The sequence below is a fragment of the Sphingobium sp. CECT 9361 genome, from assembly GCF_918741285.1.
Classification (GTDB): Bacteria; Pseudomonadota; Alphaproteobacteria; order Sphingomonadales; family Sphingomonadaceae; genus Sphingobium.
This window is the reverse complement of sequence record NZ_CAKKNC010000015.1, coordinates 1-21,189: the sequence shown is the minus strand read 5'-3', so window position 1 is coordinate 21,189 and position 21,189 is coordinate 1. Positions and strand designations below refer to the sequence as shown.

The 21,189-nt window shown below is 60.6% G+C and carries 16 protein-coding genes and 1 pseudogene; 6 read left to right on the top strand and 11 right to left on the bottom strand.

Annotation, left to right across the window (positions count from 1 at the left end; all coding sequences use genetic code 11):
* Positions 1-132: 132 nt before the first annotated feature.
* From LQ220_RS17930 to LQ220_RS17880, 9 genes are all read right to left on the bottom strand, one after another.
* Complete coding sequence (locus tag LQ220_RS17930) at positions 133-1,083, bottom strand: hypothetical protein (RefSeq protein WP_230189507.1); 951 nt, start codon at positions 1,081-1,083, stop codon at positions 133-135.
* Positions 1,080-2,546, bottom strand: a complete 1,467-nt coding sequence (locus LQ220_RS17925; RefSeq protein ID WP_230189506.1) for a hypothetical protein — start codon at positions 2,544-2,546, stop codon at positions 1,080-1,082. The genes LQ220_RS17930 and LQ220_RS17925 overlap by 4 nt, the downstream gene beginning before the upstream one ends.
* 50 nt (positions 2,547-2,596) lie before the next feature.
* Positions 2,597-4,309, bottom strand: coding sequence for a hypothetical protein (locus LQ220_RS17920; RefSeq protein WP_230189505.1), 1,713 nt, complete (start codon positions 4,307-4,309; stop codon positions 2,597-2,599).
* Positions 4,306-5,181: an endo alpha-1,4 polygalactosaminidase gene (locus LQ220_RS17915; RefSeq protein WP_230189504.1), complete on the bottom strand. Its 876-nt coding sequence runs from the start codon at positions 5,179-5,181 to the stop codon at positions 4,306-4,308. The genes LQ220_RS17920 and LQ220_RS17915 overlap by 4 nt, the downstream gene beginning before the upstream one ends.
* 2 nt (positions 5,182-5,183) lie before the next feature.
* Positions 5,184-6,569, bottom strand: a complete 1,386-nt coding sequence (pelG, locus tag LQ220_RS17910) for an exopolysaccharide Pel transporter PelG (RefSeq protein WP_290369062.1) — start codon at positions 6,567-6,569, stop codon at positions 5,184-5,186.
* Between the two features lie 4 nt (positions 6,570-6,573).
* Entirely contained in the window at positions 6,574-9,906 is a 3,333-nt protein-coding gene (locus tag LQ220_RS24945; RefSeq protein ID WP_290369061.1) for a M10 family metallopeptidase C-terminal domain-containing protein, read from the bottom strand.
* Between the two features lie 214 nt (positions 9,907-10,120).
* Positions 10,121-11,701, bottom strand: a complete 1,581-nt coding sequence (locus LQ220_RS17890) for a TolC family protein (protein WP_230189502.1) — start codon at positions 11,699-11,701, stop codon at positions 10,121-10,123.
* A gap of 1 nt (position 11,702) precedes the next feature.
* Positions 11,703-13,031, bottom strand: a complete 1,329-nt coding sequence (locus LQ220_RS17885; protein ID WP_230189501.1) for an HlyD family type I secretion periplasmic adaptor subunit — start codon at positions 13,029-13,031, stop codon at positions 11,703-11,705.
* A gap of 4 nt (positions 13,032-13,035) precedes the next feature.
* Positions 13,036-14,787: a type I secretion system permease/ATPase gene (locus LQ220_RS17880; protein ID WP_230189500.1), complete on the bottom strand. Its 1,752-nt coding sequence runs from the start codon at positions 14,785-14,787 to the stop codon at positions 13,036-13,038.
* Positions 14,788-14,981: 194 nt separating this feature from the next.
* Here LQ220_RS17880 and LQ220_RS17875 point away from each other — a divergent pair, with 194 nt between their 5' ends.
* Positions 14,982-15,203: a hypothetical protein gene (locus LQ220_RS17875; RefSeq protein ID WP_230189499.1), complete on the top strand. Its 222-nt coding sequence runs from the start codon at positions 14,982-14,984 to the stop codon at positions 15,201-15,203.
* 86 nt (positions 15,204-15,289) lie between these two features.
* On the opposite strand, the gene LQ220_RS17870 is transcribed toward LQ220_RS17875, so the two are convergent.
* Positions 15,290-15,457, bottom strand: coding sequence for a hypothetical protein (locus LQ220_RS17870; RefSeq protein WP_230189498.1), 168 nt, complete (start codon positions 15,455-15,457; stop codon positions 15,290-15,292).
* A gap of 111 nt (positions 15,458-15,568) precedes the next feature.
* Between LQ220_RS17870 and LQ220_RS17865 the strand changes: the two genes are divergently transcribed.
* The 5 genes from LQ220_RS17865 (at position 15,569) to LQ220_RS17845 (ending at position 19,499) form a co-directional block, all read left to right on the top strand.
* A complete protein-coding gene (locus LQ220_RS17865; protein ID WP_230189497.1) occupies positions 15,569-16,003 on the top strand; it encodes a DUF2231 domain-containing protein in 435 nt (144 codons plus the stop codon).
* On the top strand, positions 16,000-17,328 hold the full coding sequence (locus LQ220_RS17860) for a sorbosone dehydrogenase family protein (protein ID WP_230189496.1): 1,329 nt from the start codon (positions 16,000-16,002) through the stop codon (positions 17,326-17,328). The genes LQ220_RS17865 and LQ220_RS17860 overlap by 4 nt, the downstream gene beginning before the upstream one ends.
* Complete coding sequence (locus LQ220_RS17855) at positions 17,325-17,957, top strand: TIGR02281 family clan AA aspartic protease (protein ID WP_230189495.1); 633 nt, start codon at positions 17,325-17,327, stop codon at positions 17,955-17,957. The genes LQ220_RS17860 and LQ220_RS17855 overlap by 4 nt, the downstream gene beginning before the upstream one ends.
* 250 nt (positions 17,958-18,207) lie before the next feature.
* Positions 18,208-18,654 carry a hypothetical protein gene (locus tag LQ220_RS17850; protein ID WP_230189494.1) on the top strand — a complete coding sequence of 149 codons (447 nt, stop codon included), beginning with the start codon at positions 18,208-18,210 and terminating at the stop codon, positions 18,652-18,654.
* Between the two features lie 2 nt (positions 18,655-18,656).
* Entirely contained in the window at positions 18,657-19,499 is an 843-nt protein-coding gene (locus LQ220_RS17845; RefSeq protein ID WP_230189493.1) for a transglutaminase-like domain-containing protein, read from the top strand.
* A gap of 33 nt (positions 19,500-19,532) precedes the next feature.
* Here LQ220_RS17845 and LQ220_RS17840 read toward each other — a convergent pair.
* Positions 19,533-20,654, bottom strand: a pseudogene (locus tag LQ220_RS17840) (ATP-binding protein); the annotation flags it as partial.
* Between the last annotated feature and the right edge of the window lie 535 nt (positions 20,655-21,189).

Genomic DNA, 21,189 nt, shown 5'->3' with positions numbered 1-21,189 from the left:
GCCACCAAAGCCAGAGCACATAAACCGACAGGCCCAGATGGCCAAGAAGGACGCCCCCCGGGGGTATTCGACCCAGAACCGAGGCGCACATTATCATGATATCGGCAACGCCAAGTAGCCCGATGCGCAGCATCAGGAGGATTTCTCGAGCAACACGGCAAAATCGGCCAGCATGCTCTGGTCCGCCACGAAGTCGCGCAGCCAGACAGCCAGAGCAATCAATTCCGCCTCGAGATGGGGTCCAAGGCATTCGAAGGGCATGTGGTGAAGCACCAGAATGCCCTCCAGCCTTGCTTCGTCGGGCGCGAGTATAGGGACCGCAACAAGTCCGACATCAGCAAGCAAGGGCCGATCAAGGGCATTGGCCGCATGGATAATCGCCCGCCGTTCCTGCAGAACATTCACCAGAGCGGGCAGTAGCGGTACCCTATCGCCGTTACAGCCGTCGCCGAACATGACAGGCCATGCGCGCCCCGCCTGCAGGCGATAGCAGGTGAAATTGTCACTATGGCATGCCATTGTGACCATCGACCGCAGGATCGATTGGCGTTCCCACCCTGTCGCATGCGCCAAACGGGCGGCAAGGGCAAGGGCTTGGCTGACGGTCCGTTGTTCGGTCGCTATGCCAAGTTGCAGGACACGATTATTTTGCGCCAGCCCCTGGAATGCATCGGCGATCCGGTCGCGATTGCGGCTCCCTATATCCCGGACCAGTTCCAATCGTCGGATACGACGGAGGCGCACATCGGTCACTTCGCCGATGATGACAGCAGACGTATACCAGAGCATGGGAAGCAGCGACACGTCGAACACCTTCGTGAAGTAGTCCGTGTCGGTGCGGCTGACGTCGTTGGTCGCCAGCCAGACCAGCGTTGCCAGAACAGCTGCCGTAAAGCCCGGCCAGCTACCGTAAACGATCGCCATAACCAGCACTGGCACCCAGTAAGGATTAGGCTGCCAGTGCGTAAAACCGTTCTGCCCGCCCCAAAGCTGATCGACCGCCAGCAGCAGCCCGACCATTGCCATCAACTCAGCCAGAATGCGTACTGTACGAGCAGCCGCCGGCGGCACCTTGCGTTTCATCGTCCAGACCCCAGTCCACGTCGCAATTCGATACGACCGAACGTCTGTCGCGCCGGATAGCCCGGTCGCGAGATCGATGTCATTCCCACACCGGCATCCAACTGCCATTGCAAGCCGAGCGGCACCCCGGCAGCGAGGCTGACATTGGGACCGGAGCCACCATAGCGATCGATCGTCCAGCCCGCGCCACCCGTCAACAGCACAGGCCCGGCAGCGCCACTCGCGAACGCCTGGACAGTATGGTTTTCGCGATTGCCGAGCGGTAAGTAGGCCCGGCCCGAGGGCACAAGAGCAACGCTTTGCACATATTCGGCATCGATCCGGTAGCCCAGGGACAGAACGATGGGTCGACGTGAGACAATATAGTCAATCTGCCCGGCGACGGTAAGTGATTCTGCTGCATCATCGACTAATCTCAGCCCGTAATGCCGCCAGCCAAGGTCAACCCGACTGCGCAATTCAGGCAGAATCTGGGCCGAACCGCCTATGGACAGTTGCGACACCGTCCCATTGTCCAGAGCCTGTTCGGCAAAGGAAAGGTCGGGGATCCCACGTCCGTAGCCAACGCGCATCTGCGTGTCACTTGACCCGTACACAAGGCGCGCACCGCCGCCCACGACACCGGTATCCAACCAGGCGCTGCCGGTCAGGTCGATGGCAAGTCTGGGGGCCGGCCGCATCGTGACCGTGATATCGGCCAAAGTGGCATCGGTTTCGATATCGGACACGATGCGGCGCTTCAGCATGGCATCGTCGGCGCGCGTAACGAGGTAACGGAGCGAAACGCCGAGCATCGTGCGATCACCGGTCGACACGGTGGCACGGGCGCCTGTTTCACCCTGAGCAAATCCGGACCCACCGCGGATCGTCCCCCAAAGGCTGGCCTGGCCAGGGGCAAGCGCCACAGTACGCATCGCAGCCCTGTCCCGAGCGCCTGCTTGCATGTAGCTTTTGGCGGCAGATCGATGGTCCCCATCTGCAGCCTGCGCATCGGCGAGCAGGCGCCGCACGTACCGATCGTCCGGACGCGCGATGGCAAGCTGTTCAGCCTTGCGTCTGGCGCTGCCCATGAACCCGGACGCTATGTCCGCCCGGATCGATACGATCGCCAGGTCGCGCTCGGCATTGGCCGGGGTAGCCGGTTCAGAATGCGCGTCATGGTCTGCGACAAGGAATGATACAACAAGGCGGTTGCCGGTGATGTCAGGCTGGATCTGGATGCCAGGGTTGGGGCGTAGCAGTAGACTGTCGTCGTTCCACCGAAGCGTCTGCACATAGGATCCCGCTTCGGCTTCGAAATCAGCTATCGAGGCTTCGTCAATCATGCGGTCGAAATGGACGACAAGTTCATCGACATGCTGTTCCAGCCGCAGCCTGGCGCCATCTTGCCATATGAGCGTGGATGAGGAAGCGACATCCTTTGGCGACACATACACCAGCGCATCGTCGCCAAACCCAGTCAAATCCAGGTTCAGCAGATGGGGCGCGGTTGCGAGGAGGAGGAGGGATGCAATCAAGGGTGCAGCAGTTTTCGGGCGCGGCCCGGCTGTCCATTAGCGAGCAGGAGTTCCCCTTTGAAGGCCGTGAGCGCAGCATCGCGCGGTGTGATTGCCAGCAGTCGATCCACCACGTCGAGTGCTTCGGGAATGCGGCTGAGGCTTTGAAGAATTTCCGCCTGTTCGCGCGTGCCGGGACGCGTGTGTTCCAAAGCCCTTTCCCGCCATGGCCGTGCTGCTGAATCGCCCTTCAAGGCGCGCTGGACGTCCGCCATCAAGCGCAGGGACCTGGGTTCATTCGGTCTGTCGCGCATGTACAGTGTCAGCATGGACGACGCCATGGTCACATCGCCGCGATTCCAAGCTGCCCAGGCCAGATCCATAGCATCCTGTCCGCTGACGAGGCCAGCGCGTAGCCGCCGGTCGGCCAGTTTGTGCGCCAAAGGAGGCGACAATCCCGGCGGAGCGGACATGGACAGTGTGTTGATTTGCGCCGGGGTTAAATCTGGGTCATCCAGGAGATTGGCAAATAATCGGCTGGCGCGGCCATCATCACCGCTACTTTGGCAAAGAGCCAGCCGGATCAGCTTTACGTCCGGCCGGTCGGCAAGGCTATGCCGACCGATGAAGTCGATCGCACTGGCCGGGCGGTCGCGCTGCGCGTAGATCGCAATCCATTCCGCGCGGGCCGACGGCGGCCCCTGGATCGTTCGTGCCTGCAACCAGCGTATATCGCGCGGGGCGGGGCGGGGACCGATGAGGTAGAGCAAGCGTTGAGTCAGGGCATCTTGCGGCGGAAGGGCGGCTGTAGCGCGCTGCAACAGGTCAATCGCTTCCTCGCGCAATCCGGCTGCCAGCAACTGTTCTGCAATTACAGGCAGCTTTGCACCGGGACGCGATGCGCGTTCGATGAGCAACGTGCGAAGGGCGGCTTTGTCCCCCTGCCCTGTCATCGATGCTTCAAGCGCCGCGTCCCGTTCTGCGGGCGGAAGCAGCATCGCGTAGCGCTGCACCAGCCCTGGTTGCCCCATCCGTCGCGCCAGGCGTATAGCGAGCCAAGGGTCGGCTTGTCGCCACGGGGCTTTGGTGACGGCATCCAGTTGCGCGATCCGATCGATGCGACCGATGGCTTCGAACCGACGCGCCAGGTCCAGGGCCCGCATTGCATCCAGGGCGGGAATAGCCCTGTTTGTTGCGGCGGTCAGTAGCACTTCCGGTGCGTCGAGCGCGTAGGCAGCCTCAGTGACGTCGCGCGCTGGCACTTTGGCATTGCGCAGCGCAGCCTTGTCCAGCAGCGTTCTGGCCAGAACCCGATCGCCCAGTTTGCGAGCCAGTTCAAAACGGACACGCCACAGAGCCGGGGCGTGACCATCAGCCTGCGAATCCATAAACGCCAGCGCAACACGATAGCGACCGGCTCGTTCCAGATCATGGACAAGCTGAGCCGTCGTCACGGTGACGTTGCTGGCCGCCAGGCGTTGAACAGCGTGCGCAATAGCCTGCGCATCGCCGGTGGCCAGGACACTGTCCAGCGCCGGAGGGCTGGGCGGCTGCATGGATTGCGTGGGTACCGCAATATTGACCAGCCGAGGCTGCGCGGCATGATGGCGGATCGCTTCACGGATTTCAGCGCGACGCGGCATCACGAATTGGCTCAGGGCCAGGACCGCCATGCCTGCAGCAAGCGGGGCGGCCCAGTAGCTCTTTGCAAGGAGATGCGCGCCGTTCATTGGCCAGGTTCGCCAAGCAGCCGATCGAGCGCCACAGTAGACACATAAGGCAGGAAGCCGGCTGCCCGTTCGCGGGCGTAGAAGCCAGCCACCGTGGCCACATCTTTGGGATCCCAATAGTCCAGCGTCATGACGTGCAGCGCAGGATTGGCCGACTGCGCGTTGCGCACGCGGACGGCCTGCCAGGCCCAGTCGTCATCGCTCAGACGCTCATAGGCCTGACGCGTAAAATTCCAGCGCGACGCCATCGCTTCGGCCAGCACATAGGTGACGGCGCCGGCCACGCGCGGCAGGACGGCATAGCCGCGGTTGAGCATGATCGGAATAGCGGGAAAACGATTACGAATCGCCAGGATCAGTTCCGCTGCCGCATCGACCATATCCTTGTTACCGATAGGGTCTGCTCTTTCCATAGCTTCGGCGTTATCGGTCGTATCGATAAAGATGCCATCATAACCGCGCTCCAAAATTGCAGGAATGGCGGTGTTCAGCAGGACGTCGCGCCAGGCAGGATGACGCAAGTCGGCCATGCGCGCGTCGGGCCAGTTTGGATTGGCCTGCCTCAGGGCGCCCTTGGCGAGAAGCGTTGGGAAATAGCCACGGCTCTTCTCGACCTCCCCCAGGCTGAGATAGCCGAGCAAAATGCTGTGTGCACCGCGCAATGGGGCAATCGGGCGAGCATGGTCAGGCTCCAGCACCAGCAGGTCGTACCTTCGGGCAAGTTCCGGGTTTGTGTCGGAGCCATAATCGATCCCCCAGCGCCAGGGCCGAGACTCGACCCGGGCCGAGACACGCTGTCCCCCGATGGCCCATGCAGCGGTCGCCGATGCGAGCAGCGCACGACGGCTCCAGAAGAAGCGTCCAGACGCCATGGTCAGAACCACCGCCCGCGCACGCCAATGATCGCGGGGTTATTGCCCACGAACAACAGGTAGGTCAGTTGCGAGGTACTTTGCAGAACGAGGGCCATTCCTATTGCGGCGGCAATCAGGGCCCCCGTCATATAGCCCATCCCGAACGCAGCGACACCCAGATGCCATTGAACCAATACCGTAAGGGCGCTGACGATGACGAAGCTCGTCCAGACAATCAGGACGCGGCCAAACAGGTCATAATAGGACAGGATGACTGTCATCTGGATAGCGACCAGATGGAAAACGACGCCCAGCGCCGTGTGACGAAATGCGAAGATCCCAGCCGTATCGCCACCCAGCGCATCGAACAGGGGCACGGCAAACACCCATGCCACGGCGGCAAAGATCGACTGGACCATCAGCAGCAGTCGGAAGCCCCCCAGGATCACGCGGAGCGTCTCGACACGGGCTTCCTCGATCCGTTCCAGTGTCGATGTTCCTGTGCATCGTGCAATCAGGTCGCCAAAGGCGCGGTCAAAGCGCGTTTCGCTGGCGATCAGAATGAGAGCGAGGCCTGGAATGATCGTCAATATGCCTAAAAAACTACCATAATCGTTGACCGGGTTCAGCCGCAGCATACCTAATGTCGCTACGCTGCCGGGCCCGTTCCACAACAACATCTTGTCAATCCACATCGCCAGCGCAGCGGCGCATCCGGTTACTATGAGGATGACGGCACGCTTGGCATCGGGGAGGTCGGTGCGATCCAGGCAGGGTGCGGCCGCGAAATGGTAGCGCAGCGCCAGCAGGAGGCAAAGAAGAGTCACGGCAGCGCCACTCACCAGGGCCAACAGGATCGACATACTGTCGTGTCCCACAATCAGCGCCGCAGTGCCGACACCAAGACCATAGCTGACGGTCACAAGTCGATAGTGGTGGATCGCGGTCAACAGCGGCGAGATCACCCATATCTGCGTGAGCCATGTGAGCAACAAGGTTGCGAGGAGGGCCTGAAGAAAGGGCAAGCCGGTCATCATGCCGAACAGGATCGCGCCGATGGCGAATGCGAGCACGCCGCCGATGAAGAGCGCGCCCATTACGAGGCCGGGTATACGGTCCTCATGTCCCAAGTAGAGCCGATCGGCGACCAGCTTCACGGTCAGCAGGCCGACGGGCGCTGCGGCCAGTGCTGACAGGCTAAATCCGTAGATAAGGATGGTCTGAACAGCGGCAATGTCGGCTGGGGCGACTTTCCCCGGCATCCATTGTGCAAGCGCGAGGGTCGCCACGACGGTGACAAGCCAGGGTCCTGCACTGACCATTGCACCGTAGGCCGCCGCGCCCAGCATGCCCGCGAATCCGCCGTCACGGGCCATTTTGGCCAGCTGAAACCCGATACCGGCCATGGGGTTATAGAATGAAGTCGCTGGCGGTCAGGACATGGTGGCCAGTCAATGCGATCGCGAAATCAACGGTGCGGCCCGAGTTGGCCCCTTCGACCACCGTATATTCGACGCCCCCCACCACTTCGTAGCGATAGTGCAATTGGCCTTCGGCAGTAATGGCAGTCCCGGCCTTTGGCAGAAAGGTGAATGCCTGGTCCCCCCAATTGAAAAGCGCGTTCTTCGCATCAATGGCCGACAGATCGATTTTGTCCGTTCCTGCAAGGAAGTCGCTAATGACGTCGCGGCTTGTCGCTGTCGTCCTGCTGTCGCCCGCCAATTCGAACCGGAACATGTCGGCGCCAGCGCCGCCGGTCATGACATCGCGGCCGCTGCCACCGGTCAAAAGGTCGTTGCCATCGCCGCCATTCAGCGTGTCGTCGCCCCAGCCACCGATGAGTGTATCGTTGCCGCCCAGTCCGTACAGCTTGTCATTGCCCCAGCTGCCGTCCAGCACATCCTGTTCGCTGGTGCCGTTGATGGTGTCGCCCACGAGGGACCCGGTCTTTGAAATCCCCACGACATCGGTGACCTTGACGGAGAGTGTCTGCGTGTCGGCAAGCCCGCGCGCATCGGTGGCAACGACGCTCACCACATAGACATTGTCCTTGTTCGCGTCGGTCGGCGCTTCAAAGTCGGGGCCCGTCTTGAAGCTGAGCGCGCCGGTCGTGGCGTTGATGTTGAACAAGGCACCGTCACCCCCGGCGCCCAGAGTATAGCCGATCTTGTCGCCTTGGGCGCTATTGGCATCGGTTGCGACCACTGTAGCGACCGCCGTTCCGCTTTCCGCCATTGTATAATTTGCTGTCGCCGCGCCACTGCCGGAGGTGATGACGGGCGCAAGATTGGCCGTGTAGCCCACGACGACATCCTTCCTGCCGATCCCGCCAATGTCGATCGTCACCAGCTCGCCCTGCTGGCTGACAATGGTGCCGCCAGAGACGTTCACCCAGTTGTTGCCGGGCGCCTGAACGTCAACCACCACCTTGCCTTCGCCTTCGACGGAAAAGCTGAGCGTGCGCCCATCACCGCTCACCGCCAGCAGGTTCGCACGCATGGGCAGCGACGTGATGTGGGTGACGTCGTCAGCGGCCCCGCCGACCGTGATGGCGTAGGTGCCGCCACCGGTGGGCAGGAACACGCTGTCGTCGTCATAGGCGTACCAGCCCGCTACGCTCTTGATCCTCTGGCCTGCGGCCAGATTGTCGAGATCGAGCGCGAAGGTGCCAACGCTTTGGGGCGCCGTAACCGTCGCGTTGATGACGTTGCCGGTCACGGTTGAGGTAATCGTCGCCTTTTCGAACGCACTGATGCGATCGGCCAGGTCGCCCAGCGTCACAAACTCCATCCCGGCCTTGGCCGCCATCGCGATATAATTGGTAAACATCTGCGTCGTGTAGGGGCTGGCGCTGTCGGTGCTCCACATCGCCGGGCCATAATCGTGCCATGGCCACACCACGATCGGGGTTTCGCCATGGGCAGCGATCTGGGAGAATTCCTTTGCCCAAACAGCTTCGGCTTCCGCAACGGTCTTTTTCTGGAATTCCATCAACGTGAAATCGAAAGCCGTGTTGGGGGCGATATAGACTTTGTCGGCGGCAGCGTCGGTCGGCGTCATGTACCCAAATGCACTGGGATAGCCTGCACCTATGCCCGAATAGCCGCCCGATATGTAGCTGTAATAATTGAGAATCTCTTGCGATGTTGCGATTTGCTCCGGCGCACCAGGTACGGCTGCTCCCTCGATCACGACGGTTTTGCCCAGATAGGCGCTCAGTTGCTTTTCCAGCTCGGTCCGGGACGTTCCGAATTCATAGGCAATTTGGGCGTCCGTCAGGATGTTGGTGTCGGCCGGATGCGTGTAGCTGTGCGATCCCAGTTCGTTACCCATGTCGAGCAACGCCTTGTAATAGGGCAGCGATACGGCCCAATCCGTCGTCTGGCCATTTGCGGCGTCCGCCCCGATGTTCACATAATAGCTACCGACGAAATTATACTGGGCTTTCCAGTCTGCCAGCGTCGGCAGCAGCTTGTCGTATATGCCCGCCGAACCATTTTCAGGATTGACCTCAAACTTTTCCTGGCTCTGATCCATATCGACGCGCGCGGCCGTGATGCCAGCCATACGCGTGACCTGAAGGCCGACCGAAATGCTGCTGTTGCCGCCGCTGACCGAATATTCGATCGCGTCCTGCAGCATATTATTGTCTGCCATGACTGCCGCGCTGGAGAAAAGGACGTTGCGTCCGCCTGTCTGTGCCGCAATGGCAGCGGCATAGTCCTGGCCGCCGACCGTGGCAGCAGCGATAGTCGTCCCCGTCCCGCTGACGCTCGTGAAGCCGTTCCAGCCCACGCCACTATATTGATAAATGGTTTCGCCATTGCTGTAGCCGTCGAGCACCAGGTTTTGCGCGTCGGTGGCCTTGAGGGTGACGTCGCCCGTACCCCCCGTTACGCGTGTGGCGTCGAACAATAATTTCATGCGCGCGTAAGAATCGCCTGCCAGCGCATTGTTGCTGGCGTCATTGGTCATAAATTCGCCCGCGGCAATGAGCCCGATGCCAAACTGCTTGGTCGCCTGTTCCAGCGTCTGAGAGATCGCCGTCACCTGATCGGCCTGAACATTGCGGAAGGAGGGAAAAACGATGCTGTCATATTTGGCCAGCGTCGCCAGATCGGTGAGGTCGGCTTCGGTCAATATGTCGAAGGGGACGCCCGCCTGCATAGCCTGGGACTGGGCGGCCATGAACAGCTGGGAATAGGCCGTTGCGCTGAAATAATTGGCTGCAGTCGTTTCAGAATAGACTATTGCGATGCGCTGCGCCGGGTCAGCCACCACGCCCGTGTCGTTGAAAACGGTAAAGCCGCCGTCCGAATAGCTGCCAGGCAGGAACACCGAATCGTTCACGTCGGCCAGTATGTCGATTGCCTGGGGATTGCCGATTGCCGCTTTGGATAGGCGGAACTCAAGCGCGGTCTTGTCCGCTGACCAGGCGGCGGTCAGACCGCTTTGAACGATCGTCTGTCCCGCGCTGCCGCTGTAGAGCGAGATTGAGCCGTCGGCTGCGACATTGACATTATATTCCGCGCCGCCGGCAAACCCGAAAATCTGGTGTCCGGTCGTCGTGTTGCGATCGCTGTTCAGCCAGAAGGTGGTGTTGGCACCGATGGCGATGGGTGCCTTAAGCGCGAACACAAAATCGCTGCCATCCGACTTGGCGTAGATTTCATAGCCTTGCCCAAGACCGCGATCGATACGGTCGGAAGAGGCCCAATCGTCCAGAATGCCATCGATATTCATGTGTAGCCCCCACTCACCCAGATGCGTCGCCATTACCCATCGTCGAACAGCGAATCAAATACTCAAGCGAGCAAATAGCTAAAAAATGATAGTCTTTCTGGAGTAAAGTGAACCAAATCATCCCGAATTGAGACATGTGTTAACAAAAAATATCGAATAGACATTGCTTATGCTATTGATACACAACAAAAATTTAACCGAAACCTGTTCAATATTAGGGCAATTGCGCACTGACTCTGACGTCCCCAGCGGGATCGCGCATGGGACGGTCTGAAGAAAGACTGTCCACTCCAATATCGTCCAGGCCGACAAAGACATAGGTGAGCACCGGTATATCGCCGCGACCGTCCTGTTGCCGAAAGTGAGCGTCCGGGTTGTAATGGCCGATTGCCGGGACCAGCATCGGTCCTTCCAGCCCGCCCATGGCGGCCACCAGTGTCGCGCGCGCAATATACTCGCTTGCTTGCGCCGCGACGAAACTATTGCGGACATTAAGGAGGTCGCGGGCAAGGTCGAGCACATCCAGCGTGGTGCGTGCGCCCGCTTTTTCCTGGATCACGGCACCGCGATACGCCTGTTCGGCTGCAGTCACGGCCGCCTCATAATGGGCGAGCGAGAGTCGGGCAGCCTGATACCCGTCCCAGGCGCTTGCTGCGGTCTGACGGGCTTCGCGGATGGCCATATCCACCAGACGCCAGTCGGCGTCATTGTCTTCCCGCGCGCGTTCGATGCGGGCGCGGCGCGCTCCGGAGTCCACAAGGGGTACGTTGAGCACCAGGGCAGATCGCAACTGGCTGGTCCGAAGGCTGTTCTGATAGGGATTTGTCCCGCTGTAAGTCCCCGTCCCTTCCAATGAAAGCACCGGTGCCTGTTCAGCCCGCGCTGCGGCAATGCCTGCTCGGGACATTTTCTCACGCGCTTGGGCGGCTTGTATCAGAGGGCTGTTGAGCTCCACCTGCGCGAAGGCGTCGACCAGCGTGCCGGAGGGCAGTTGGGGCAATGACGGCGCGACCAACGTGCCGGGCAACGCGCCGACATATTGCAGGAACCGTGCGTTACTTGCGCCCAATTGCCCTTTGGCACTTAAAAGCTGGGCCCGGCCGAACTCGAGACGCGTTTGAACCTGTTGCACATCTGTCGATGTTACCTCGTGCACCGAGAAACGCTTGCGCGTGTTGTCATATTGCTTTTCCAGCAGGTCAAGATTTTCGTTGGCGATGTCGAGAACGGCGCGTTCGCGAATGACCAGAACATAGGCTGTAATGACGTCGAGCATCGTTTGCGCTTCGGTAAGGCGCAACTGATTGCGCTGCAGAGCAATCTGCGCGAGTGCCGCGCCTTGCGCTGCTGCACGGCGCCCAAAACTCAGGAGGGTCTGGGAGAATATCAGTTCTGCCGTGCTACTGAACCCTTGGTGGTGTTGACGTAAGCCGGGCGCAGTCTCTATCTGGTCGCGCGCATAATCGTGCCGGCCCTGCAGGGTGATTTGAGGGCCGTAGGCTGATCGTGCTTCAGGATAATAGGTGTCGGCTGCGCGCAAGGTCGAACGCTGCGCCAGCAAAGTCGGGTTGGTCCAATAGGCAAGACCGATCGCTTCTTCCAATGTGGTTATTGGCTTCGCCACCGTGTCGGCACCCGTTTGGAGACCGTGTAGCTCTGGGGGGATATCGGGCTGGTAGACCGCAGATGTGGGTCCAACTGGCGATAGCGGCGCTTGTGCGGAGATTGCTTCGGCGCCCAGCGCCGCCGCGCAGAATAACGCCCCTTTCAAGATCGCTGTGCCGGACCGTCTCATGTCAATTATCCTTGAACGCGCGTGCAAACTGATCGCGCAACGGCTTGGTCAGGTAGGACAGCATCGAGCGCTGGCCTGTCTCGATAAAAATTTCAGCGGGCATACCGGGCTTGAGCGCAAGTTCGGGATATTTACCAATGTCGCCCTCATCGATGGCAATCCGAACCGGATAATAGCTGACCCTGTTTTCCGGGTCGCTCGACCGGTCGGCTGCAACGACTGTGACGCGGCCCCTGATTTCGGGTGTTGCCGGGCTGTTGAACGACGAAAATCGGATGCGGGCACGCTGGCCAACGCGCACCTGATCGATATCGCCAGGGTCGATAGCCCCTTCCACGAGCATCTGATCGCTGTCCGGCACGATTTCCATCATGACCTCAGCAGGACGTACAACGCCCCCGATGGTGTTGAACGCCAATTTGTCGATCACACCGTCATAGGGCGCGCGCACGACGCTACGCTGCCTGGCATCGATGGCGGAAATGCTTCGCACCTGTTGCTGGTTCAGCATGTCGTTGACCTTCGCCAATTCGGTCCCGGCCTCGGCGCGACTGGTCTGGTCCAGCTGGATGATTTGTTCGCGCGTTTCGGTTATGCGCGCCTGTGCCTGCGCGATACTGGCCTGCAGGGCGCCGATACTGCCTTGCAGATCGACTGCGGTGCGTTCCAGTTCGTTCATGCGACTGATGGTGACAAGATCCTGGCGCCACAATTCTTTCACGCCCTGCCGTTCCGGCTCGATCAACTTGCGTTGCGCCTGAACGGCACGAATTTGCGCCTGATATCCGCTGATCTGCTGTTGATACTGCTGAATTCTGGCGTGCAACTGAGCGGCGAGACCGCGTTGTTCACTCCGCTTGATACGGAACAATTGTTCCTCGTCCGCCAAAGCGCGCCGGATCGATATGCCGCTCTGGCCAAGTTGGGTCGGAAAGTTTATGCGCTGGGCTCCAGTCTGCTCGGCTTCAAGACGTGCGCGCCGCGCCATCATTTGGTCCAAACCGAGGCTTGAGTAGGTCGCATCGGCACCAGACACGATGTCATCGAACCTGAGCAGGATCTGACCTTTACGAACCCTTTGACCATTTTCGACCAGTATTTCCTTGATGATCCCCCCGACGGGATGAGCGATCCGCTTTACGCGCGATTGTAGACCGACCTGCCCTGTAGCGATCACCGCACCGCCGATCGGGATCAGGAACCCGCCGACGCCAAAGCACAAAGGGAGGGCAAACAGCGCCAGTATCGTTGCACTTTGCCGCTGTCTGGCAGGGCGGTCGGACTCCGGAGCGGACGCCCGGCCCGCAGACGAATGGGGAAGATTGTTCATGCTGCTACTTTCGTTCCGCATGTGCTGCCGGTGCCGGGGGGGGCGTGGCCTGGCCCGGCGAAGGCTTTGGCAGAAATCGTGACATGACGTCCGCTGCCGGGCCAAAGGCCTCCATCCGCCCTCCATTGAGACACAGGACGTGGGTAACCTGCATCAGCACGCCCATCTGATGAGAAATGACCAGAACAATGCCACCCCGCTGGCGCACCGCCAGGATCGCCTTGTGCAGGCATTTCTCGCCTTCGGCATCCAGATTTGAATTCGGCTCGTCGAGCACCACCAGGAACGGATCGCCATAAAGCGCGCGCGCCAGACCGATCCGCTGGCGCTGGCCAGCCGACAGCAGGCCGCTTTGTTCCGCCAGCATCGTGTCATAGCCTTGTGGAAGGCCCATGATCAGATCGTGGACGCCAGCGGTCTGCGCCGCAGCAAGGATTCCAGGGGAGTCGCCTAGGCCATCAAAGCGACAGATATTGTCAGCAACCGTGCCATCGAGCAGCTCGACCGACTGCGGCAGGTAGCCGAAAAATGCCCCGCGCGTCGTCGCCGACCATTGATCGAGCGTTGCTCCGTCCAGGCGAACGCAGCCCTGCATCGGCGGCCATAGGCCCATCACCACGCGTCCCAGCGACGTCTTGCCAGCGCCACTGGGTCCGATCACGCCACAGGCGTCCCCCGCGTGAAGGGTAAAATCGATGCCGCTGAGCACCACCGTCTGCTGGGCAGGCGGACCGGCAAACAGGCTCTCGACGCGCAGATCCCGGCACGGCGCGGGCAACTGCGTCACGACGGCCCGGCCAGGTCCACAATATTGCAAAAGCTGATCGAGGCGTTTCAGGCCGTCGCGCGCGCTCGCAAAACTACGCCAGTTGGCAATGATCTGATCCACCGGCGCGAGTGCGCGCCCCGACAAAATAGAGGCTGCAAAGATGATGCCCCCGGTTGCCTTGCCGTCGACGACCAGCAGCGCGCCAACGGTAAGAATGATCGACTGAAGCGCGATACGCAGAATCTTGCTAAGGCCGCCCAAGCTGGTGACGATGCGGCTCAACCGGCCCTGAACATCGCCATAATAGTCGTTCACCTGTTCCCATCGATCCTGCATCCGGTCGCGCATGCCTAATGCTGTGAACAGATCGACGTGCCGCAGATTGGCGCTGGCCATGTCATTGCGATGTGCCGCTGCCTGCGCCACGCGTTGCGAGCCGACGCGCGTGGTGGCGTTGGTGAAAGCAGTCAGCCCAAGTAATAGGGCCGCGCCAGCAAGCGTCACCGCGCCTAGCCAGACATGCAGCAGGAACAAAGTGGCCAGAAACAGGAACATCCAGGGAAGGTCGATCATGGTCGCGACGCCAGTAGCGATGAACCCACGAACCTGTTCCAGGTCACGCATCGGTCCCAGCCCGTCGCCGGGGGGTTTTTGGCCACGCAGAGTCATGTCGGAAATGGCAATCTGGACCTGGCGGGAGAGGACGCGATCGACCGCACCAGCAACGTCGGCTAGCATGCCGGCGCGCATCTGATCGAAAAAGCCCTGAAAGGCGTAAACGACCAAGATAAGCGCCAGTAGACCAATGAGGGTCGAAACGGACCGACTTGGAAGGACGCTGTCATAGACCAGCATCATGTAGAGCGATCCACCCAGCAGCAGGATGTTGAGGACGCAGCTGGCCAATATGATCAGCCCGACCAGCCGCGCCGGGCGATAGCTTGCGTTCCACACCGCACGTAAAGGATTGCTCTTAGAATGGATCAACGACCGGTCCCTGGAGAATGGGTATGAGGAGCGGCATGACGATTCACCCCTCTTTGTGCCAAAGCGGTAGTCCGAATGCTTTAAAATCCTGTTAGGCGCCGATCGAGAAAAGCGGGACTGTGATTTGGGCGCAAGGGGCTGCCCGGTACCGGCGTCATTGCCAGTGAGGCACGCCTCGTCCTGCAGGAACGGTGATGAACGTGGCGTGCTTGGCCGAGCGCATGGCGCTCGATCTAGCCAACTATCTTTTCGGACCTTCCGATCGGCACAGGCTTCGCGATGATCGGGCATTCGCACCCGAGTCCGACCTGTTCAGCACCAAGGCAATGGCGGGAAGGCGCGGGGGACAGGCCTCTCCTTCCGATCACCTTGCCCTCCTGTCTGACACGCGACATTTGAACCACGCGCTCGACTGAGCCACGAGCTCGACCGCCCCCTGTACACGTTGATATGGGCGTGGAACGCGAAAAGGCCCGTGCAATCGCGCGAACGGGGCATGGTCTTACGCGAGCGGCTTCCTGCTCCTTCCACCTTGCCCTTGCTGCACGGCATACGCCGCGCGTGCGCCCGGATCGATCGCGCCGATGATGTGCTTGAGGTCAATCACCAGCAATCGCGAGTCAAACCGGGCCTGCGGGCGCGTTACGCCCTGCCGAAACGGACTGGTCAATCAGGTATCAGGAGTCGAACTGGCTATTGTGCGTGCCGATGTGAAGGCAACCAAAGCCCCTTTGGGACATTATGACCTCAAACCGGTTCCCCCGCGTTATAGGAAGCGTCTGTGTCCAACCCTCCCCCGGTGCCCCGGCCCTTCCTGCATCCGCTGCACGGCCTCCTCCTTGCCTTTCCAGTAGCGCTATTCGTCGCAGCACTGCTCGGCGACATCGCCTATCTGAAGACCGTCGAGATGCAGTGGTCGAACTTCGCATCATGGCACCTTGTTGGCGCACTGGTCTTCGGCGGGTTCACTCTCCTGTGGGCGCTGATCCTTGCCATAATGCGCCGCCATACCCCTATCGGACGCCGGGCACGTATATACGCTGTCGTGCTGGCAGGCATGTGGCTGGCGGGCCTTGCCAACGCCTTCCAGCATAGCCGTGACGCCTGGAGTTCGGTCGGTATGCCTGGATTCACACTCTCGCTCGTCAGTGCATGCCTCGCGCTCGTTGCCGGGTGGATCGCACATGGGCCTATCAGAGAGATTGCACGATCATGAGCGCTGTACCCTTACGCTTTTCTCTCCCGCTGACTGTCGCGCTGCTGGCCCTGTCCTCGTGCGGCAGCAGTGCCCCCGGCCTTGACCAGACAGGCGCGCGCCCAGATCTCCCCGGCCAGCGCGAGACGCTGGTGCCGCCGATGAACATAGCGACACCAGAAGGGTGGAATGGCGATGTCCCAACCGCCCCGTCGGGCTTTCGGGTCACCGCGCTTGCGACCGGTCTCAAGGTGCCCCGGCAAATGCTGGTCCTTCCCAATGGCGATATTCTCGTCGCCGAAGGTTCAGGCGGATCGGCACCGCTGCTGCGGCCCAAGGATGTGATCGCTGGCTATATCAAGAGCTTGGGCAAGACCTCGATAAAGGGCGGCAACCGCGTCACGCTTCTGCGAGACGCCGATGGAGATGGGCGGGCGGAAATGAAGACCGCGTTCGTGACGGGTCTCAACGCACCTTATGGCCTCGCGCTTGTCGACGGCAATTTGTACGTCGCCAATCAAGATGCAGTTATGCGCTTTCCCTATCAAGACGGCATGACCCGGATGACCACCACGGGACAAGAGGTGATCGCGCTTCCTTCGCAGATCAATCACCACTGGACCAAAGCGATGGCGGCCAGTCCCGATGGTCGCACCCTTTATGTAGGTATCGGTTCGAACAGCAACATCGGCGAGCGTGGCCTCGCCGTTGAGGAAGAGCGCGCACGAATCTGGGCAGTCGACCGTCTTACCGGGGCGCGACGCACCTATGCGACGGGCATCCGCAATCCCACCGCACTTGCTTTCAATCCGCAGACGGGACAGCTCTGGACGGTCGCCAATGAACGTGACGAGCTTGGTCCGCAGCTGGTGCCCGACTATCTGACGTCGGTGCGGCAGGGCGCATTTTATGGTTGGCCCTATAGCTATTGGGGGGGCAATGCCGATCCGCGCGTCCATCCCCAGGATCCGGCCATGGTCCGCAAAGCCATCGCGCCCGACTATGCATTAGGCTCGCATGTTGCGTCGCTGGGCCTTAGCTTCACGACCGGCGGCGGGCTCGGCCCCGGTTTTGCGCAGGGCGCCTTTGTGGGCGAGCATGGCAGCTGGAACCGTCAGGATCTCTCGGGATACAAGGTTGTGTGGATCCCGTTCGTCAATGGACGGCCCTCGGGAAAGCCGGTCGATTTCCTGACTGGCTTTCTGAAGGATGGGCATGCGCGCGGGCGTCCGGTCGGAGTCGCATTCGACCCGTTGCATGGCGCGCTGCTGGTTGCCGACGATCTGTCGAACACCATTTGGCAGATCACCCCCTCCCGTCCACGGCCGACCCTGCCGCGCCAATGAGTCTGTCACCGCGGCTAAGAGTCCCTAGCGATATCAGCATCACTCCTGAATGGCTGCAACTTGGTGGCTACGCTTTGGGGGTTGCACTGGTGCTGCTCCTGCTATTTCGCATCCCCTTCGTCGGTTGGCTTCTTCGCGCACTCTTTTCGGTAGCTGTGCTCGCCTTCGGCCTCCTCCTGCTGCTACGGCAGGCGCCTTATGATCCTACGCTTGTCCGCCTGACCCAGCGACTGGGCCTCGACGACCAGCGGATCGTCGGCGACGCTGTCCGCATTGCGATGCGGTCCGACGGACATTTCTGGGCGCGCGTAGATATTAACGGGGTTGATCGGCAGATGTTGATCGACAGCGGTGCGACGATCACGGCGTTGTCACCGGATACAGCGCGTCTGGCCGGCGTAGAGGCAGGTGTCGGTCTCGTGCCCGTCCTGCTCCGGACGGCAAACGGCACTGTGCGTGCACAGACCGGATCGGTCGATCGGCTGGCTATTGGTCCCATCGATGCGCGCAACCTCAAGGTCGTAATTTCACCCGCGCTCGGGTCCATAGACATTATAGGCATGAATTTTCTCTCGCAGCTCTCAAGCTGGCGCGTCGATGGCCGGACGCTGACCCTGACACCCATCTGACGTCCTAACAGCCCTTGATGGTCCAAGCTCGACCCAATCAGATCTTCTGAACGCGCCGAAGAGAAGACGGATTGGGAAGATCGCAATTGCCGGGAAAATAGCGGCAATCTTCAGCGCCGCGCCGGCGCTCCTGCCATTGCCCACGCAAAAGATAGCAAAAGCGCAGATCATGCAGCGGCGCTGCGGGTAAACCTCTGATCTGGAATCTCGGGCCCGATTACACCATATCGTTCCTGGAGCGGAGACAGATTTGCCAAATTATCGCAAGACCAGCAAACCGATTTCGCGCCGCATTTCCAATTGGTATAGCCTATTGTGGCCAACCGGCCTGCAACGGCCCATGGCGTGCGCACTGGTCACCAGCTCTGACGAGTGCAACCGGTTCAGCACCGCTCTGGCCCCCCGCATCGCAGCCTTTGAGGATGGCGCTACGGCCAGCTGTGACGCGTCGCGCTTCACCGTTTCGATCAAGCCTGCCAACGTGCCGCTGCTCTACCGCATATTCGGAATGGTGGGCACGAACGTCGCCATGGGCTTTCGGGTCAGCGTTTCGCGCCATGTGTCTCAATCGCGCCAACCCTCTCGAAGGGCAATGACGTCCTCTATCACGCGTAGCGTCCCGCGCTGCATCGGCTTCGACGATGACGAAGGGCACCCATCCCGGTTTCGTCGCACTTGCGGCATGGCAGGAGCCTGAGTGTGCGGACTGTGACCACCAATGCCTCCATCCTCTATCTTGGGCTTCTCGAAGACGGGGATATCGAACTCGACAGCGCTGCTCTTGCGCTCAGTGCACTGGACCATGAAGGCGTGGATCTTGCCCCTTATTTCGATCAGCTTCGATCCATAACCCAGATCCTGGATATTGCGCGCCGGGCACAAGGTGACGCGGTTTCCGCCACCGGCTCCGGGCAAGGCGCTGTTCTGGGTGCGGTTATAGGGAGCAAGCTTGGCTTTGCAGGCGACAGCGAGAGCTATGATGCGCCGCTCAATGCGGACATGATCCGTGTGCTCGATCGCAAGCGCGGTCTTCCGGTCAGTCTGGCGATCCTCTACGTCGCGGCTGCGCGACGGCTTGGCTGGAAAGCCGATGCTCTCAATACGCCAAGCCATGTCCTGGTGGCCATCGGCCCTGCGGCGTCTCGGGCGTTTATAGACCCTTTTCATGGCGGTGCGCCGGTGTCACCCGCACGGCTTACGGCCTTGTTTGAACGGGCGACGGGACCGGGCGAATGGGCCGCGCAGAACAAGGCGGAGCCCATGTCCAATAGAATGACCCTCGTGCGCCTCCTGCGCAACCAGGCAATCCGCGCCGAGCAGGAGAAGGATATCGACCGCGCCTGCACACTGTTCCAGCGAATGACCATTGTCGCTCCCGATCACGGGCAGGGCTGGTGGCATCTAGCGCGACTGCAACTGATTATGGGCCGTATTGAGGAAGCACGCACGAGCCTCAGCGCAATGCTGGAGGTCACCCGCGATCCCCAGTGGCGCGGCCATATTACGCAGACCTTGATAAGGCTGAGCGCCAGCGAAGGCTAAGATCAGGCACGCAGGCGATTGTGGCGATGCGCGCTACGCCAAGCCGCTCCCTTCGGGCACGGCGCCCTCGTCGATCAGGTCACGCACCTTTTTCGTCAAGACATCCAGCCCAAATGGTTTGGTGATCACGTACATGTCCTGGCCCAGCAGCTCGTTGCCGACTGCAGCATTTTCAGCGTAACCGGTGATGAACAATATCTTGAGTTTGGGCCGATGCACCCGGCCTGCGTCCGCAACCTGGCGACCGTTCATGCCGCCTGGCAACCCCACATCGGTGATCAGGAGGTCGATCTGCAGGTCGGACTGGAGCACCTTAAGACCGCTGGGACCGTCTGCCGCCTCAATCACATGGTAGCCGCCTTCGGTAAGGACATCGACGATGAGTGCCCGGACAGAGGCCTCATCGTCGATGACAAGCACCGTTTCCCCATGGCCGTCGGGCTTCATGTAGGAAGGTTCCGTCGCCTGCTCCGTCTCGGCGGCGACCCCGGAGAGACGAGGAAGATAGAGGCAGATCGTCGTGCCCGCATCGACTTCAGAATAGATGCGCACCTGGCCGCCCGATTGCCGCACGAACCCATAAATCATTGAAAGGCCAAGGCCGGTGCCCTCGCCCAAGGGCTTGGTCGTGAAAAAGGGTTCAAAAGCGCGTGCAATAGTATCAGGTGCCATGCCTGTCCCTGTATCGCTTACGCATAGCGCCACATACTGGCCCGGTGGAATATTGCGCGCATGCCCGATGCGGTCGTCGAACCATTTGTTGGCCGTCTCGATTGTCAGTCGCCCGCCGTCCGGCATGGCGTTGCGTGCATTGATGCACAGATTCAAGAGTGCGTTTTCCGGCTGGTAGCGATCAACCAAAGTTGTCCATAGCCCCGCTGTCCCCACCACTTCGATGTCGATCGATCGACCCACCGTCCGGCGCAGCAGGTCTTCAAGGCCAGCGATCAGACGGTTGACGTCGACCGGCGTTGGATCAAGCGTCTGCCTGCGCGAGAAGGCAAGCAATCGCTGAGTCAGCGCCGCTGCGCGTTTCGCGGCATCCTGCGCGGTTTCGAGATGTCGGGCGATCGCATCCATTCGGCCTTGCGAAACACGCAGTGCCAGCAACTCAAGATTGCCAAGGACCCCTGCCAGCAGATTCTGAACATTAAATTGGCCTTGATCGCGCCAACGGCAATTGGTCAAGTAAGGGCAGTGCAACTTTCCCAAACGCGCCTCCCCCATATCGCTCAGACGGTCATTCCAGAGCCGTACGTTATTAAACCTGGCGCAATGACGGATCGCAACATGCGAGCCATGATAGGTCGAATCAGTAGCGTAGCCATCCGCAGGCATTCCTCGGTGGCCCGCGGGGGGGGGACGCACATCCCAACGCCGATGATCTTGATACACCGACGGAGACAGTGCGAAGGAAGACGTCACGGTGCCATTCCATCCAACTCCAGACATCTCCGGTTTTCTTAGTGCTCACCGCCGGGGAAGAAATTCGGCTGCAATGGCGCCTTCTTCGTCCTCGGGCACAAGGTAGTGCGATATAGGATATGGCCAGACCGTGTCGATTGTAGCGCGACAAACTGGGTGAGATGCTGGCGTCAATCAGGATGAGAATTGATTGTCGCGGCGTGGTGATGATGCCAACGGTAATTGTCGCTGGCAAGGGTCAGTCGTTGGTTTGATTGTCGCTGGG